At 65.7% G+C, this 15,628-nt stretch carries 13 protein-coding genes; 4 read left to right on the top strand and 9 right to left on the bottom strand.

From position 1 onward, the window contains the following. Positions 1 to 8: 8 nt before the first annotated feature. Entirely contained in the window at positions 9 to 2,345 is a 2,337-nt protein-coding gene (lon, locus tag LZC95_22490; protein ID WXA99573.1) for an endopeptidase La, read from the bottom strand. Positions 2,346 to 2,511: 166 nt separating this feature from the next. On the opposite strand from lon, the gene LZC95_22495 reads away from it, so the two are divergent. Together LZC95_22495 and LZC95_22500 are read left to right on the top strand one after the other, a co-directional pair. After that, the gene (locus LZC95_22495; GenBank protein ID WXA99574.1) at positions 2,512 to 3,189 is read left to right on the top strand and encodes a hypothetical protein; all 678 of its coding nucleotides are present in this window, start codon (positions 2,512 to 2,514) and stop codon (positions 3,187 to 3,189) included. A 73-nt stretch (positions 3,190 to 3,262) separates the two neighbouring features. Continuing rightward, entirely contained in the window at positions 3,263 to 4,066 is an 804-nt protein-coding gene (locus LZC95_22500; protein ID WXA99575.1) for a PA14 domain-containing protein, read from the top strand. On the opposite strand, the gene tsaB is transcribed toward LZC95_22500, so the two are convergent. Together tsaB and LZC95_22510 are read right to left on the bottom strand one after the other, a co-directional pair. Continuing rightward, positions 4,050 to 4,718, bottom strand: coding sequence for a tRNA (adenosine(37)-N6)-threonylcarbamoyltransferase complex dimerization subunit type 1 TsaB (gene tsaB / locus LZC95_22505; protein ID WXA99576.1), 669 nt, complete (start codon positions 4,716 to 4,718; stop codon positions 4,050 to 4,052). The two genes, LZC95_22500 and tsaB, sit on opposite strands and share 17 nt — an antisense overlap. A gap of 17 nt (positions 4,719 to 4,735) precedes the next feature. Then, positions 4,736 to 5,908, bottom strand: coding sequence for an AAA family ATPase (locus LZC95_22510; protein WXA99577.1), 1,173 nt, complete (start codon positions 5,906 to 5,908; stop codon positions 4,736 to 4,738). A 194-nt stretch (positions 5,909 to 6,102) separates the two neighbouring features. On the opposite strand from LZC95_22510, the gene LZC95_22515 reads away from it, so the two are divergent. After that, positions 6,103 to 6,636 carry a hypothetical protein gene (locus LZC95_22515; protein WXA99578.1) on the top strand — a complete coding sequence of 178 codons (534 nt, stop codon included), beginning with the start codon at positions 6,103 to 6,105 and terminating at the stop codon, positions 6,634 to 6,636. A 138-nt stretch (positions 6,637 to 6,774) separates the two neighbouring features. Here the strand turns inward: LZC95_22515 and LZC95_22520 are convergent, their stop codons facing one another. Genes LZC95_22520 through LZC95_22535 form a run of 4 tightly spaced genes read right to left on the bottom strand, consistent with a single transcriptional unit; the run spans position 6,775 to position 11,154 of the window. Continuing rightward, positions 6,775 to 7,938, bottom strand: coding sequence for an ABC transporter permease (locus LZC95_22520; protein WXA99579.1), 1,164 nt, complete (start codon positions 7,936 to 7,938; stop codon positions 6,775 to 6,777). 8 nt (positions 7,939 to 7,946) lie between these two features. Continuing rightward, complete coding sequence (locus LZC95_22525) at positions 7,947 to 9,140, bottom strand: FtsX-like permease family protein (GenBank protein WXA99580.1); 1,194 nt, start codon at positions 9,138 to 9,140, stop codon at positions 7,947 to 7,949. Next, complete coding sequence (locus LZC95_22530) at positions 9,137 to 9,889, bottom strand: ABC transporter ATP-binding protein (GenBank protein WXB00211.1); 753 nt, start codon at positions 9,887 to 9,889, stop codon at positions 9,137 to 9,139. Before LZC95_22530 ends, LZC95_22525 begins: the two co-directional genes overlap by 4 nt. After that, a complete protein-coding gene (locus LZC95_22535; GenBank protein ID WXA99581.1) occupies positions 9,889 to 11,154 on the bottom strand; it encodes an efflux RND transporter periplasmic adaptor subunit in 1,266 nt (421 codons plus the stop codon). Before LZC95_22535 ends, LZC95_22530 begins: the two co-directional genes overlap by 1 nt. A 251-nt stretch (positions 11,155 to 11,405) precedes the next feature. Here LZC95_22535 and LZC95_22540 point away from each other — a divergent pair, with 251 nt between their 5' ends. Further along, complete coding sequence (locus LZC95_22540; GenBank protein ID WXA99582.1) at positions 11,406 to 12,620, top strand: MarR family transcriptional regulator; 1,215 nt, start codon at positions 11,406 to 11,408, stop codon at positions 12,618 to 12,620. Between the two features lie 6 nt (positions 12,621 to 12,626). On the opposite strand, the gene LZC95_22545 is transcribed toward LZC95_22540, so the two are convergent. Further along, positions 12,627 to 14,174, bottom strand: a complete 1,548-nt coding sequence (locus tag LZC95_22545) for an insulinase family protein (protein ID WXA99583.1) — start codon at positions 14,172 to 14,174, stop codon at positions 12,627 to 12,629. Beyond that, the gene (locus LZC95_22550; protein WXA99584.1) at positions 14,174 to 15,586 is read right to left on the bottom strand and encodes an insulinase family protein; all 1,413 of its coding nucleotides are present in this window, start codon (positions 15,584 to 15,586) and stop codon (positions 14,174 to 14,176) included. The genes LZC95_22545 and LZC95_22550 overlap by 1 nt, the downstream gene beginning before the upstream one ends. Positions 15,587 to 15,628: the final 42 nt, after the last annotated feature.

Raw genomic sequence — 15,628 nt, forward strand, 5'->3', positions numbered from 1 at the left:
CCGTGCAGCTACACAGCGTGGACGCCGTCGTCGCCTTCGGGCGGCGGGGTGCTCGGCGTCTCCGGAGGCGGCGCCACCGGAGGCTCCAGCACCAGCGGCAGAATCTCGTCCACCCGCTTCACCAAGTGGATACTCAACTCGGCCAGCACGTCCTTCGGCACGTCATCCAGATCGCGCTCGTTGCGCGCCGGGATGAGCACCTCTTTCATGCCCGCACGGTGCGCCGCCAGCAGCTTTTCCTTGATGCCGCCGACCGGAAGCACATTGCCGCGCAACGTGATCTCGCCGGTCATGGCCACGTCCCGCTTCACCGGGCAATGCAACAGCAGCGACGCCACCGCGGAAAACATGGTGATTCCTGCGCTGGGCCCGTCCTTGGGCGTCCCGCCCTTGGGCACGTGCAAGTGCAGATCGATCGAGCGCAAGAACTCCTGCTCCAGCCCGAGCGCCGACGCCTTGCTTCGCACGAACGTCACCGCGGCGGTGGCCGACTCCTGCATCACCGCCTTCAAGTTCCCCGTGACCACCACGGATCCCTTGCCCGGCATGCGGGTCGCCTCGATGAAGAGCACATCGCCCCCCGACGGTGTCCATGCGAGCCCCGTGGCCACGCCCGGCACGAGCTGGTCCTCCGCCGTCTCGCGCGAGTAGCGCGGCGCACCGAGCACCTTCTCGACCATCTCGGTCGTCGCCACCTCGTGCACGTCCTCGCCTTCGGCCAGGCGCATGGCCACGTGGCGGCACACCGCACCAATCTCGCGCTCGAGCCCGCGAACCCCGGCCTCGCGCGTGTAGCTGTCCACGATGGTCTCGATGCCCGGCTCGGTGAACTCGAGCCGCTCGGGCGTCAGCCCGTGCGCGGAAAGTTGCTTCGGCGCCAAAAACTCGCGCGCGATGTTGCGCTTCTCCATGCGCGTGTAGCCCGGCACCTCGATGACCTCGAGGCGATCCCAGAGCGGCGCGGGAATCGTGTCGGGGTTGTTCGCCGTCGCCAGGAAGGTGATCTGCGAAAGATCGAACGGCGTATCCAGGTAATGGTCCTGGAAGGTCGAGTTCTGCGCCGGATCGAGCACCTCGAGCAGCGCCGCCGCCGGATCGCCCATCATGTCGACGCCCAGCTTGTCGACCTCGTCGAGCACGAACACGGGGTTGCGCACGCCGACCTTCTTCAAGCCTTGCACGATGCGGCCCGGGAGCGCGCCTACGTAGGTGCGCCGATGCCCGCGGATTTCCGCCTCGTCGCGCACGCCTCCGAGCGCGATGCGGTGGTAGCGACGCCCCATCGAGCGCGCGATCGAGCGGCCCAGTGACGTCTTGCCCACGCCGGGCGGCCCGATGAAGCATAGAATCGGGCCCTTTTTGTCGGCCCTCAGCTTGCGCACGGCGATGTATTCGACGATGCGCTTCTTCACCTTCTCCAGGCCGAAATGGTCCTCGTCCAGGCAGCGGCGCACGTCGGCCACGTCGAGCTTGTCGTGCGTGGTCTTGTTCCACGGCATGTCCGCGAGCCACTCGAGGTAGCTGCGCGTGACGTTGTACTCGGCGGACTGCTGCTGCATGCCGGCGAGGCGCGACAGCTGCTTTTTCGCGATCTTTTGCGCGTCCTCGGAGAGCTGGGCCAGGCGCAGGCGCTCGCGCAGCTCCTCCACCTCGTCGTCTTCCCCGCCCTCGCCGAGCTCCTCTTTGATGCTCTTCATCTGCTGGCGCAGGATGAGCTCACGCTGCGATTTGCCCTCGTCGGCGACCATGGTCGAGATCTCGCGGCGCACCCGCAAAAGCTCGAGCTGCTTGCCCACGATGGCGGCGACGGCCCGAACGCGCGCCTTCGCGTCGAAGGTCTCCAGGATGCGCTGCTTGTCGGCCACGCTGGCCTGCTCGGCCGCCAAGTTCGACGCGATCAGGTCCGCCAAGGCGCCGCTTTCGCGCACGTTGTCCAAAATGCCCGCCGTCTCTTTGGGCAGGTTGGGCATCAGCGCCAGGGCCTCGCGCATCGATTCGCGAAGGCTCGCGCCCAGGGCATCGAGCTCCACGTCGCGCTCGAGGTTCTCGGGAATGCGGCGGATGCGCGCCCGCATGTACGGCTCGAGGCCGAGCGGCGCGAGCATCTTCAGCCGCGACACCCCGTGGAGCACGACGGAATAGTTGCTCGGTCCCAGGCGAATGACCTTCACCACGCGGGCGACGGTGCCGACCTCGTAAAGGTCGCCGAACGCAGGCTCGTCGACCTCGGCATCGCGCTGGCTGACGATGCCGACGACCGCGCGCTCCTGGCCGAGCAAATCCTCGACGAGCCGCACGCTTCGCGCACGCCCCACGTTGATGGGAACCACGCTCGCCGGGAACACGACACTGTTCCTCAGCGGCAGAATCGGGACCATTTCTCCTTCGCTCGAACGCGTTTCGCTCACACTCTGGTGATACCGCGAAACGCGGATCTTAGCGACAAACGTAACGAACGGAAAAAGCGCAAACGATGACAGTGGAGCCCGGTCGTGGTACTCCTTCGCGCCAATGCGGACGAAGTCCCGTTTCTCGGCGATGGTTGCCTTGGCCGCGGCCGTCTCGGCCCTCGTGGGCTGCGGGGCGGGGCAAGCGGAAGACCCGGAAAGCGCCCTGCGCGCGTATGCCCGCGCCCTCGAGGAGGGCCGCTCCGACGACGCCTACCGCATGCTGAGCGACGAAGCGCGGCGAGGCATCTCACCTGACGCCTTTCGGCGCATGCTCAAGGACAGCCCGGAAGAGGTGCGCGAAATCGGTCGAGCCTTGCAGCGTCCCACCGCACCGCCCGTGGTGACGGCCGTGGTGACGAGCCCGTCGGGCCAAGAGCTGGAGCTGGTCCTCGAGAAGGGCAAATGGAAGGTCGAATCCAACGCCATCGACCTGTACGCCCAGGATACGCCCCGCCACGCGGTGCAGGGCTTCGTGCGTGCGCTCGAGCGGCGCCGCTACGACGTCATTTTGCGCTACGTGCCCGACGCCCACAAAGAGGGGTTGGACAGCGCCAAGCTGAAACAGGCTTGGGAGGGCTACGACAAGGAAGAGATGTCCCAGCTCATTGCTGCCCTGAGGCAAGCGCTCCCGGCCGCATCCATCGAAGAGGCGGGTGACCGAGCGACCATGCCCTACGGGGCGGGCACCATGCAGCTCGTGCGCGAGCACGGGCTCTGGAAAATCGAGGATTTCGATTGAGGACGCACGGAAATTGACTGATCGGCGGGGATCCCCCGTCCAACTCGGCGAATACGCTGCCCCTGGAGAATCCATGCGATACGAATTGAATATTGGCCGTAGGTGCGTCGTCGCGTTTGCCGGGGTCCTTGCCCTGGCGGCGACCACGGGATGTCAGGCGTCCTTCAAGGCGACGGCTGGAGGCAGCAACCAGCCGTCGACCTACAACCCACCGCCCTCGTACAACGAGCCGCCCCAGGGACAGGGACGCGGTCCGCGGCGCGCGCCCATGCCGGGTGCCGGCGGGCCGACGTCGACGAACAACCCGCCGCCCTACAATCCGCCGCCGTACAACCCGGGGCCGCAGGCGCCGCGTTACACGTTGCCGGGCGGGGAGTCGGTGCCCGTCGCCACGGCGAACAACGGCTTCGGCGACGGCCAGGCCACGGCCGATGCGTTGCGCGGCTTCGTGTACTCGATCCCGGCCGGCACCTCGCGTTTGCCGTCGCTCCAGAACATGCGCCCCATCGGCGTCATCTACGCGCGCAGCCTGGACGTGCCCGAGCGCAACTTCCGCGACGGCTTCCCCGGCATCGACAACACGCGCAACGAGTGGTTCGCCATCCGCTACGAGGGCACGTTCAACGTCTCACGCACGGCGAACTACAGCTTCCGCCTGCGCTCGGACGACGGCTCGCTCCTGTACATCGACGACACGATCCGCCTCAACAACGACGGTCTGCATTCGGCGGGTGGTGGCGCGGTCAACGTGCCGCTCAATGCCGGTACGCACCGCATCCGCGTCGATTACTTCCAGGGCGGAGCCGGCAATGCCGCCCTGCAGCTCTTCGTCGCGCCGTCCGGCAGCGGCGAGCGCATCTTCACGACGAGCCTTTAGGTAGCGTGATGTCCGGGGGCCGCACGTAAAGCGGCTCTACTTCGGTAGGTTCCACGGATTGCGTGCGTTGCGCGGCGACGCGCGCAATCGACGTGGCGTGTGGCACGTCGTGGGGGGCGTCGTTCACGAGGCGCACGGGGCGCTCGTGAATCGAGTCCCAATCGACGAGCGGGCCTCCGCTTCCCACGATGAGAAGCCGCCCGTGCGCAATTTCTTGTCCAATGCGCTGCGGGGCCGTGGCCAGCGGCAGGTGCAACGGTTCCGCATCGCCCCATTGGACGAAGACCTCCCCGTGCATCGCCGGAAGGACGCTCACCGCGACCTCGTCGGGCGCCGCCACGAGGCCCCAGCGCACCGCCTCGAACGACGTCACCGCCACGACCTCGCGACCGGTGCCGAGCGCAATTCCTTTCACGGTCGCCACGCCGATGCGTGTGCCGGTGAACGAGCCCGGCCCGATGCCCACGGCCCATCGCTCCACGTCCCGCGGGGTCCAGCCCGCGTGCTTCATGGCCTCGTCCATCGCCAAGAGCAACGATTCACCATGGGCATTCGAAAGCCGCCGCTCGGAGGTGAAAACGAGGCGCTCCCCTTCGAGCAGGGCCACCGATCCGAGGGCCGTGGACGTATCGACCGCGACGATGCGCGACATTCTTGTCCGGGGCGCCTTCAAAGCTGCGCGAAGCGGCCGCTGCGAAACGCCGCCTCCAGCAATTGATCGACGCGCGCCGTGAGCTCGCGGGCACGGGGATCGGGCGACTGCCCGAGGGCCACCTTGATCTCGTTGAGCGCCTTGAGCTGGCTGAAGAGCTGCACATCTCCGAGCCCCGCATTGCCGGTGAGCACCTGCCGAATGCGATCGATCTCGCCCGCAAGCGCCTCGATGCCGATGCCCATGGCCCCGACCCGTTTGAGGTTCGGATGGTCGCGGTAGTGCGCCTCCAGCACGGGGGTCACAATGCCTTCGAGGATCGCGGCCTGGTCCTGGTTGTTCCAGATGTGCTTGAGCACGAAGAAGTCCGACGCGTCGGCCTGCTGCCGACCATCGAGGAACGCGCTCGCCACGAACAGCTTGAGGATCTTCACCACGCGCCGGTCCGAAAGCGTGATGCCCTCGGCGCGGATCTGGAAGACCAGACCTTTGTAGGCCGAGAGGAACTCCTCGGAAAATTGCAGGTTGCGCGCGAAGGTGCGATGGAACTGGGCCATCTCCTGCGCGCTGGCCAGCGGCTGAATGGGCGCGTCGGCGTAGGCCTCGTTGCGGATGCCCTTCTCGAGCAAATCCTGGAAGTGGTACGCGTCGAGATTGTCGCTGCGAATGCGCAGGATGAACCGATCGAAGATCGCCGTGAGCGTCTCGTCGGTGGGCACCTCGTTCGAGGCACCAAAGCACGAGAGCAGCGGGCAACGCAGCACCGTACCGCCGCTCGTGTAGCGCCGCTCGTTCAGCAGGGTGAGAAGCGCGTTGAGGATGGCCGAGTTCGACTTGAAGACCTCGTCGAGAAAGACAATCTCGGCCCGCGGAAGCATGCCATCGATGCGCCGCTCGTAGCGGCCTTCGCGGAAGGCGGCGATGTCGACCGGGCCAAAGATCTCGTTCGGCTCGGTGAAACGGGTGAGCAGGTACTCGAAGTAGTTCGCATGAATCAGCCGCGCGAACATGCGGATCAGCGCGCTCTTCGCGGTGCCCGGTGGGCCGACCAACACGGCATGCTCGCCCGCCAGCGTCGAAATCAGGAGGAGGCGGATGACCTCTTCCTTGCCGAGGAAAAATCCTTCGAGCGTACGAGCGATTTGGGCGAGACGAACGTGAAGGGACTGGTTCTCGAGGGCGGCCGCCATGCGTGTGGGAAGCGGGCGTTCACCCGCCGGTAGGTTGGCAGACTACCAGGGTTCTTCCTGATGGGGAGCCCCGATGACACACGTGCTTCCTTGGTGCTTCGGAGGCTTGCGAAATGTCCCTGGGGCCTGGGGATCCCATGGATATCCCGTGCTCCATACAAATCGTGATCGAACTTCCGTAGAGTTCGTCGAAGATGCGCTCGCCGATTCTTCCTCGTCGCTATGGTTTTGCTGGGTTGGTCGCCTTGGCAGGTTGGCTGCTGCTCGTCCCCGCTGCGGGAGCGTGCTCCTCTTCGTCCTCCGAAGGGGATAACTGCTCCCAGATCCAGTGCATCAACAACGTGACGTTGCGCCTTCGTGTGACGCTGACCGCGGATCAGATGAAGGACACATCGATTCACGTGTGCCGCAACGGCGTGTGCAGCCAGGGCGAGGTGGACTCCCTGCCCGCCTTCCGCGGTGACACGCACAAGGTGCTGTTGACGGGCGGTGTTCCGAACGACACCACGCTCGATTTGGCGGAGCCGGGCAAGTCGTACTCGGTGGAGGCGATCATCCCCATCGACGACTTCCCGATCGACAAGACGAAGGATCAGTACGAGCTTCGCGTAAAGCGCGGAACGACCGAGGTCCAAGGCCTCGCCGAAAAGGCGAACTACAAAGAGACCCGCCCCAACGGCGAAAACTGCCCCACCGTCTGCATCAACGCCACCATCGGCAATCCGTAGAGCGAAGAGAGAGAGCAAACATGAAGGCGGGAAGGCGGGAAGTTTTTTGTGTTTTTTGAACAATGCTCCTTCTTCGAGAGCACCTGGCTCCAACAACAAAAAAACCTTCCCGCCTTCCCGCCTTCATGTGAATCTCTCCTAGCTTCGAAGTGCGGCGAGAGGTGATATCCGCGAGGCGCGGTAGGCGGGGAAGAAGCCGCCGATGAGGCCCATGAGGGCGGCGAAGACGACGGCCTTCACCAGGATTTCCGCGGTGGGCGAGAACGTGAAAACGAGCTCGGACCACGTCGCGTAGTTGATCATCGAGATTTTCACGCGGGAGAGGCACGTCGAGAGAAGCACGCCGAGGGCGCCGCCCGCGGCCGTCAGGGTCATCGCCTCGACGAGGAAGCCCACGAGAATCTTTCGCCGGGGAAATCCCAGGGCGCGCAAGGTGCCGATCTCGCGCTCGCGGTTGGCTACGGCCGCGTGCATCGTCATGGTGGCCCCGAGCATGGCACCCAGCGAAAAGAAGACTCCAATCAATGTGCCCATGATCCGTAAGAACATGCTGAGCCCTTCGGACTGGTGCTCCAGGAAGACCGGCTCCTCGATGGCATCCAGCGCCAGGCGCTTGTCGTGCTCCACCGCGGACTCGAAGGCCGCGAACTGCTCCTTGTCGGTCAAACGCACGTGCACCGACGACACGGTGGCCGTGCGACCGAAGGCCGCCGACAGCACCGGGCGATCGATCCACACCTCCGACTCCGACGCGTGGCCGCGGTCCTCGAAGACGCCAACGATGGTGACCGGCCGATTTTTCCTGAGCTCGAACGACTTACCGAGATCGAGCCCCTGGAAGCGCCCGCGCAACCGCGAGCCGATGATGGCCTCGTCGGTGCCCGGCCGCGGCTTCTGCCCTTCGACGATCACGAGCTCCGAATGAAGCGCGTACGACTGCGGATCCACGCCCCGCAGCGTCACGTTGCTCATCCCCTCGCCGCCCGACTTGGGCACGGCGGCGACCACCACCGTCTCCGCAGACCCGAGCGGCGCACCGTTCTCGTTTTTCACGCCGGGCGCGGAAAGCACGAGCGCGAGTGCCTGCGCATCGAAGCTGCTGTTCAACTCCGCATCGCTCCCCTTTCGAAGCACCAAGGCCGTATCGTCCCTTCCGCCTTCGCCCAGCGTCTTGGTCACGCCGGCCGCAAGCATCCACGATGCCGCGAACACCAGGGTTGCGAGGGCAACACCCAGCGCGGTCGCAACTGCGGTCGTCTTGCGCGCGAGCAGACTACGAAGATTGTACTTTGCAATGAGCATGGGGTCCTCTAGGCAACGCGCCGGAGCGCTTCGGTGACACGCAAACGTGACGCGCGGATTGCTGGCTGCAGCGACGCGCAGAGCCCCAGCGCGATCGCAACGACCAGCGCCATGGCGAGGGTGCTGCCATCGACGCGGAACACGGGGAAGAACTGCGTCATGTTCTCCTCGAAGAACTTCCCCACGCCGCGGTCGACGACCAAGTACGAGAGCACCAGGCCGACCAGGCCCCCGAGAAAACCGACCAGCGCCGCTTCGCCGGCCACGATGAAGGCGATGTGACGCGGCTTGAAGCCCACGGCTTTGAGCGCGGCATACTCGCTCGTTCGCTCGCGGGTGCTCATGCCCACGGCGTTGGCCAGAATGAGCCCCATGATGGCCAGAATGACCAGCGAGAGCACGCTCAGCACGTCGAGCACGGAGGAGATCATCCCGATGAATCCCGTGTTGAAGGTCCGCTCGTCCTGGCTCACCGTCTGCACGTCGCGCTCGCCGAAGATGCGATCCAGCGCCACACTGGCCTTGACCGCGCCGTCGGGATCCGTCGTGCGGCTGGTGATCCAGCCGATCATGTTGCGCCGCTCAGACGGCAACGTGTCGTCGAGGCGCTGCCAGTGAAAGAGGAACGTCTGTTGGCCGACGTGCGGCGCCGCCGTATAGATGCCCGAGACGGTGAACGTCCACCCGGCCCCTTCGGGTGCGGGATAGAGAGGGCTTTCCAGGGTGATGCGGTCGCCCACCTTCCACCCGAACTTGTCGGCCAGCCCTTTTCCGACGATGGCCCCCGAGCGATCCTTCAGGAACGCGTCGTACTGGTCCTTCGGCACGTGCACGTCGTCGTAGACCTCGAAGTACGTCTTGCCGTCGACGGCGATGCTCGCGAAAAACTCGTTCGGATGGTTCGGCTCGCGCCCGCCGAACCAATTCGCGTACGTCACCGCCCGCACGAGAGGCCGGCCGTCGGCGCCTTTGGCATTGGCCACGTCCTCCGCGTACCGTTTGGGCAACGGTAGAACGAAGGTGACCTTGTGCCGGGTCATGAGGCGATCCTTCTGCGCGAACTCCTGCGCCACCGTCCACGAGCGCAGCGCCGTGCGCAGGGTGATGAACGTCATCACCGCGACGGCGGCACCGAGCACGGTCAGGGCGAGACGAACCTTGTTGCGGAACACGTTCCGCACGACCAAGTGTCCGAGGTTCATATCAAGGCTCCCTTGTCGAGGCGGCGGATGATCGATGCGCGCTCGGCGGCCGTGGGATCGTGCGTGACCATGACGATGGTCTTGCCCATCTCGCGGTAAAGCTTCTCGAAGATCTCCAGCACCTCGTTGGCACTCTGCCGATCGAGATCGCCCGTGGGTTCGTCGGCGATGATGACCAGCGGATCGTTCACGATGGCGCGCGCAATGGCCACGCGCTGCTCCTGCCCGCCGGAGAGCTGGCGCGGGTAGTGGCCCATGCGCTGCTCGAGCCCCACGATCTTCAGCGCCGTTTGGGCGCGCTTGCGCCGTTCGGAGGATGGCAGCGACGTAAGGAGAAGCGGCAGCTCGACGTTCTCCAGTGCCGTGAGCACGGGCAAGAGGTTGTACGCCTGAAAAATGATGCCCAACGTCTGCGCGCGCCACTCGGAGAGCTCCGCGTCGCTCAATTGATCGAGCCGCACGCCGGCCACCTCCAAGCTGCCGCGTGTGGGGCGATCCAGACCGCCGATGAGGTTGAGCAACGTCGTCTTGCCCGAGCCCGACGGGCCCATGAGGGCCTCGAATGCGCCCTGCGCGACATCGAGATCGAGATCGCTCAGGATGCGCAAAGTCTCCCCTCCGCGTTGGTACTCCTTGGCGACACCGCGCAGGCGGATGACGGGAGGGCCGTCGGCGAAGGGCGCGATGCGCACCGAGTTGGTGACTTTGGGGGAGGCGTTCGTTCGGTCTCGTTCGAGTTCCAGTTCCATCACTTCGCTTCGCTTTCCTTGACCATCTGACCATCCATGAGATCCGGGCCCGGGTTTTCCGCGACGCGCGTTCCCGACGAAGGCCCTTCCGCCAGAACGAATCTCCCGCCGAGTGCCTCGCCGAGCGTCACGCGCTCGAGGTGCACGGCATCGCCCCGAAGGGCGAAGACGAACTTTTGCCCACCGCGCTCGACGATGGCCGACTTGGAGACCACCGTTTGCGGGGCGGCGTGGAGCTTTTCCGGGTCGAGCGCCTCGCGCAGAAAGCCCACGCGGGCCGCCATTTCCGCGCGCAGCTCCGGCACCGGGTCGAGGAACTTCACTTTGACCAGGGCCGTGGCTTTCGCGCGATTCAGGCGGGGTCCCACCATGACGACCTGGCCGCGGTGACGGTCGTTCGGAAACGCGTCGAGCACGATTTCGCAGGGTGCCTCGACCGCCACGGCGCCCGCGCGGCCTTCGGGCACGTCGACTTCGACGAGAAGCGATGCCGGGTCGAGAATTTCGACCAGCGGGGTTTCGTTGGTGACGACCTCGCCCACCTCGAGCGGCTTGGTCGTGAGCACGCCATCGATGGGCGCGAGCACGCGCATGTCGTGAAGTGCGGCTTCGATGCGGGCGGCATCGGCCGATGCGGCCTTGATTTCCGCCTCGGCCGCGGCCACCGAGGCCGAAAGCGACAGGGAACGCGTCTCCAGATCTTCCGCTGTGGCGACGGCCACCGCGCCGCTGGCAGCGAGCTTCTTCTCACGGGCCAGGGAGCGCTCCGTCTCGGCCAGGGTGGCGCGGGCGACCTGCACTTTGGCGCGCGCAACCTCGACGCGGGCACGCGCGGCCGCGAGCTCCCGGCGTTGATCCGTGGGATCGAGCTCGAAGAGCACGTCACCTTGGTGCACGCGATCGCCCTCGTGGGCGTTCGTCTTGGTGATGCGCCCCTGAACCTTCGCGCCGACCTTCGCTGTGCGCTGCGCCACGACGTATCCGGTGGCCGTGAGCTCGACCGAAGCCTGCGACGGCGCCACCTGCGCAATCTCCGTCATGCGTACGACGGGGCGCTGCACCCTCGCGAGCAACGGACGCGCCGATACGGCGGAAACCGCGCCGACGCCCGCAACGGCGAGGAGTGCGATCCAGCGTTTCGAAAGGCCACCCTGCGTGCCACGCACCGGCGGAGAAGGAGATGAAGAACCGCGCGAAGGCCCCGTGCGGTCGATGCGGAGCGACGCCAGCTCCGCCGAAAGAGAATCGTTTTGGACGCGTGCCACGATGGGCGCTCCCTTCTTTGAATATCACCCATTGGTAATATAACTTTTTGGAAATTCAATACGCCCGGCGACGCAAACGAATTATCTTAGTAAGTAAGATACATAGTTAATGGATCCGCACGTCTGACGAGTCAAGTGTCTTATTAAGTAAGATAATTTAGTGTGCCGGAGTTTTCCCGCGCCGCGGCTCGACACGCGTCAACGCGGACCGTATAAATCTTACATACTAAACAATTTTGGAGACGCTCCTCGTGGCGAGCAAGGGAACCGAACCCAGCATTAAAGAGATCCCCGCCTCCGGCGTGACCGGTACGACCGGCGTTACCCGCAAAAACTGGTCACGCACCATCGGTGAGGAGCTCGGGCGCGAGCTCAGTGCGCGCACCATCCTCTTCCATCAGGCCATCGCGGAGCGCATGGGCATCAGCGTCACCGATCACAAATGCCTCGACATCGCGGGCCGCGCCGCACTCGAAGGCCCGCTCACCGCCGGTCGCATGGCCGAACTCACCGGCCTCACCACGGGCGCCATCACCGGCGTGCTCGATCGGCTCGAGAAGGCAGGCTTCGTGCGCCGCGAGAAAGATCCCGACGATCGCAGGCAGGTGCTCGTGCGCATCCTGCCCGATCGCACGGCCGAGTACATCTCGATCTTCGGACCCTTCGCAAAAGCCTGGGAGGAGATGTGCTCACGCTACACGGAAGAGGAGCTCGCCCGTGTGCACGACTTCTTCCGCACGTCGCTCGAGTTGATTCGCCAAGAGACGGAGCGGGTCCGGGCCATGGGGCCCGCCAGTCCCGCCGGAGGCCCAAACCCACCGCCGCAAGGCACGACCGAGCTCTCCGCACCGCTCACCCACGACAAGGTCGGCTACCTGGAGTTCGTGCGCGGCTGCACCAACATGCAGCTCCACGCCGAGGTCGGCCCGCATCTTTACCGTGGCCGCTTCGTCGGCGCGGAACCTCGCATCACCGCGCACGAAGGCCACATCGTGGTCGAACCCTCGCGATCCATGCTTCGCGGACTCACGTCGAAGCGCGGCACGTCGGAGCTCGCCATTCACCCGTCCCTGCCGTGGCACATCCTCGTTCGCGGCGGCGTGGTGAACCTCGATGCCGACTTGCGCGCCCTCACATTGCGCGAGCTCGAAATCTCGGGCGGCGCGGTCGATGTGTCCCTGCAGCTCCCCCGCCCCGCCGACACCGTCATCGTCCGCATCCGCGGGGGCGTCAAAAAGGTCACCCTTCTGCGTCCCGAGGGTGTACCCACGCGGCTCGTCGTCAAAAGCGGCGCCTCCGGGCTGACCATCGACACGCTCCACTTGGGCGCCGTCGGTGGAAAGACGGACTGGGCATCGCCGGACTTCGCGAACGCCAAAGCGCGCTACGATATCGAGGTACTCGGGGGGGCGGACCGTCTCACCCTCGGGACGCTCCCCCCCGTCACGTACACCCGCAGCGAGTGACCGCGCCTACTGCACGAGATCGCCGTACGCGTCCCGCCCCTCGGGCGCGCCGAGCCGCAAGGTCTGCGTCAGCTCCGACTCGAGCTTCGCGCGATCGCCGACGATGACGACCTTGAGCGCCTCGGGATGGAGATACTTTTTCGCCACCCGACGAACGTCCTTCACCGTCACCGCGTCGATCCGCTTGGGCAAGGTCACGAATTCGTCCAGCGGAAGGTCGTAAATCGCGATGTCTTCCACGGCCGACGTGACCGCGTTCACCGTCTCGAACCGCCCCGGCAGGCCATGCTTGATGTCCGACTTCGCGTCCGCGAGCTCCTCGTCCTTGACGTCCTCGTCGATCATCCGCCGGATCTCGCGAAACAGCTCGCCCACCGCCGCAGCCGTCTTCTCGGACACCATCGCACCGCCGGCCAGGAATGGGCCCGGGCCGTGCCGCATCGCGAACCGTGACCCTGCCCCATACGTGAAGTGATTCGCCTCACGCAGGTTCAAGTTGATGCGGCTCGAAAAGATGCCGCCCAAGATGGAATTCATCACCGTGATGGCATCGCGATCGGCATTGCGACGGGGCACCCCCACCTCGACCAAGGCCACCTGCGACTGGGCCGCCCCCGGCTTGTCCACCAACACGAGCCGCGGGGCCTTCGACGTGGCCGGCGCCGCCGGCGTGCGCGGAGCCTGCGCCGCACCGGCCGCAGCCCACGCACCGAACGACGACTCCAGCTTGTCCGCGAGCGCCTTCTGCGTGATGTCACCCGCGACCACCAAGGTGGCATTCTTCGGCGTGAACATCGTCTCGTAGGCTTTGACCAGGTCCTTGCGCGCCAGCGCCTTCACGTCGTCCGCGCGACCGCCCAGCGCGTTGCCGTAAGGGTGGTTGCGCCCGTACAGCGCCGCCGCGACCGCATTTTGCGACATGGCACCGGGCTGCGTCTTCTCCTGCGCGAGCGCCGCCAAGCGCCGCGAGCGCAAGCGCTCGATTTCGGCATCGGGGAACGTCGGGTGCGTGGCCACGTCCGCCAAGAGCTGCAGCGCCCGATCGAGGTGCTTCGCCAGCGTCTTCACGGAACCACCGCACGAGTCCCACCCGCACCATGCCGCATGCTGCGCGCCGATCTCCTCGTAGTCGTCGGACAACTGCAACGCCGTGCGGCTCTTCGTCCCCTGCTCCAGCATCGAGCCCATGAACGACGCGACCCCCGGCTTCAGCGCGGGATAGTCCCCCGCACCGGCCTTGAGCGCCAGGCGCACGCTCACGATGGGCAGATCGCGCCGCTCGACGAAGAGAACGCGCACGCCATTCTTCAGACGAAACGACTCCACCTTCGGCGGCGTGAAGACGACGGTGCCATCTTCGTCCGGCGCCTTCTCGCGGAACGCCGCATCGGGCGTGTCCCCGCGCGGGGCAGCCGGCGAACTCGGCTCGAGCGGCTTCGGAGGCTCCACGGGGGACGGTGCCGGCGGCGCCGGAGGAAGCTTCGGCGTGCCACCGCAGGCCACGCCCAGAATGCCCACCATGACGACTGCCCCCAACGAAACGATGCGCCTCATCACGAACCTCCTTTAAGGCGGCCCGCCACCGGCGCCCCTTTTTCGGGTGTCACCACCGTCACGATGCGTTTGTCCGCCGGAAGGTACCGGCGCGCGACATCCTGCACCGAGCTCGCCGTGGCTTGTTCGTACCGGGCGAGATCCTTCGCGAGATACCGCGGATCGCCCATGTACTGGTTGTACAAATTGATGCGATCGGCCCTCGACGCCGTCCGCTCCAGGCTGAAGGTCAGCCCCGAGAGCACCGACGTCTTCGCCCGCGCGAGCTCCTCGCTTTTCACGCCGCCCGAGCGCACGAGCGCAAGCTCCTCGTCGATGGCCTTGAGCAGCTCCTGCGCCGTGTGCCCGGGCTGCGCCGTGGCCACGATCTCGAAGGTCGAGCCGAGCTGGCTCGAGTCCTGCGACGCCGAAATGTCCGCCGCAATTTGAAGATCGTAAACGAGCTTCTTGTACAACCGACTCGTTTTCCCGCTCGAAAGAACGTGCGACAGCAAATCCAAATCGCCATCACCCGGCGCGAACATCGGCGGCGTGGGCCACGTGATGTAAACGCGCGGCAGCTCCACCCCAGCGGCCACGTCGAGCCGCACCTCCTTGGCCAACGTCACCGGCGGCACCGGCGCACGCGCCGGCAGCGCACCCGACGGGATCGGCCCGAAGTACTTTTCCACGAGCTCCAGGGTCTTCGTTCGATCGAAGTCGCCCGCGATCACCAAGGTCGCATTGTTGGGCGCATACCACGTGCGGAAGAACGACTTCACATCCTCGAGCGAGGCCGCATCGAGATCGCGCGGCGTGCCGATGGTGAGAAAGTGGTACGGATGTCCCACCGGGTAGAGCCGCTCGTAGATGTACTGCACCACCAGGCCGTACGGCGCATTCTCGTAGTTCTGGCGCCGCTCGTTCTTCACCACGTCGCGCTGTCCCGTGAAGGTCAGCTCGTCGACGTGGGAGAGCAAAAATCCCATGCGGTCGCTCTCCAGCCATAGGGCCAGATTCAGCCGATTTTTCGGCACCGTCTCGTAGTAGTTCGTCCGGTCCGTGCTGGTGGTGCCGTTCACGTCCGTCGCACCAACGCGCTCCAAGAAGCGAAAGTACGCGTCCTCGGGAACGTGTTTCGAGCCCTGGAACATGAGGTGCTCGAACAGGTGGGCGAAGCCGTTCCGGCCCGAGGGCTCGTCCTTCGAACCGACGTGGTACCAGACGTTCGTCGTGACGATCGGCGTCCGATGGTCCTCGTGCAGGATGACCTCGAGACCGTTCGCAAGCCGGGTCTTTTCGATGGATAATGAGGGAGGCTCACCTTGAATCGAGGGAGCAGGCGCCGCGGCCGCCGAGGTGACGGGCACGGTCACCGCGGCCAACGCAAAGATGCGCGCCCAGCGAATGGGATCGAAGATGCGACGGGACATGGCGCGCAGTATGGATCGGCCCGAGGTTCGACCCAAAGCCGG

The organism is Sorangiineae bacterium MSr12523 (genome assembly GCA_037157775.1).
GTDB lineage: Bacteria > Myxococcota_A > Polyangia > Polyangiales > Polyangiaceae > Pendulispora > Pendulispora brunnea.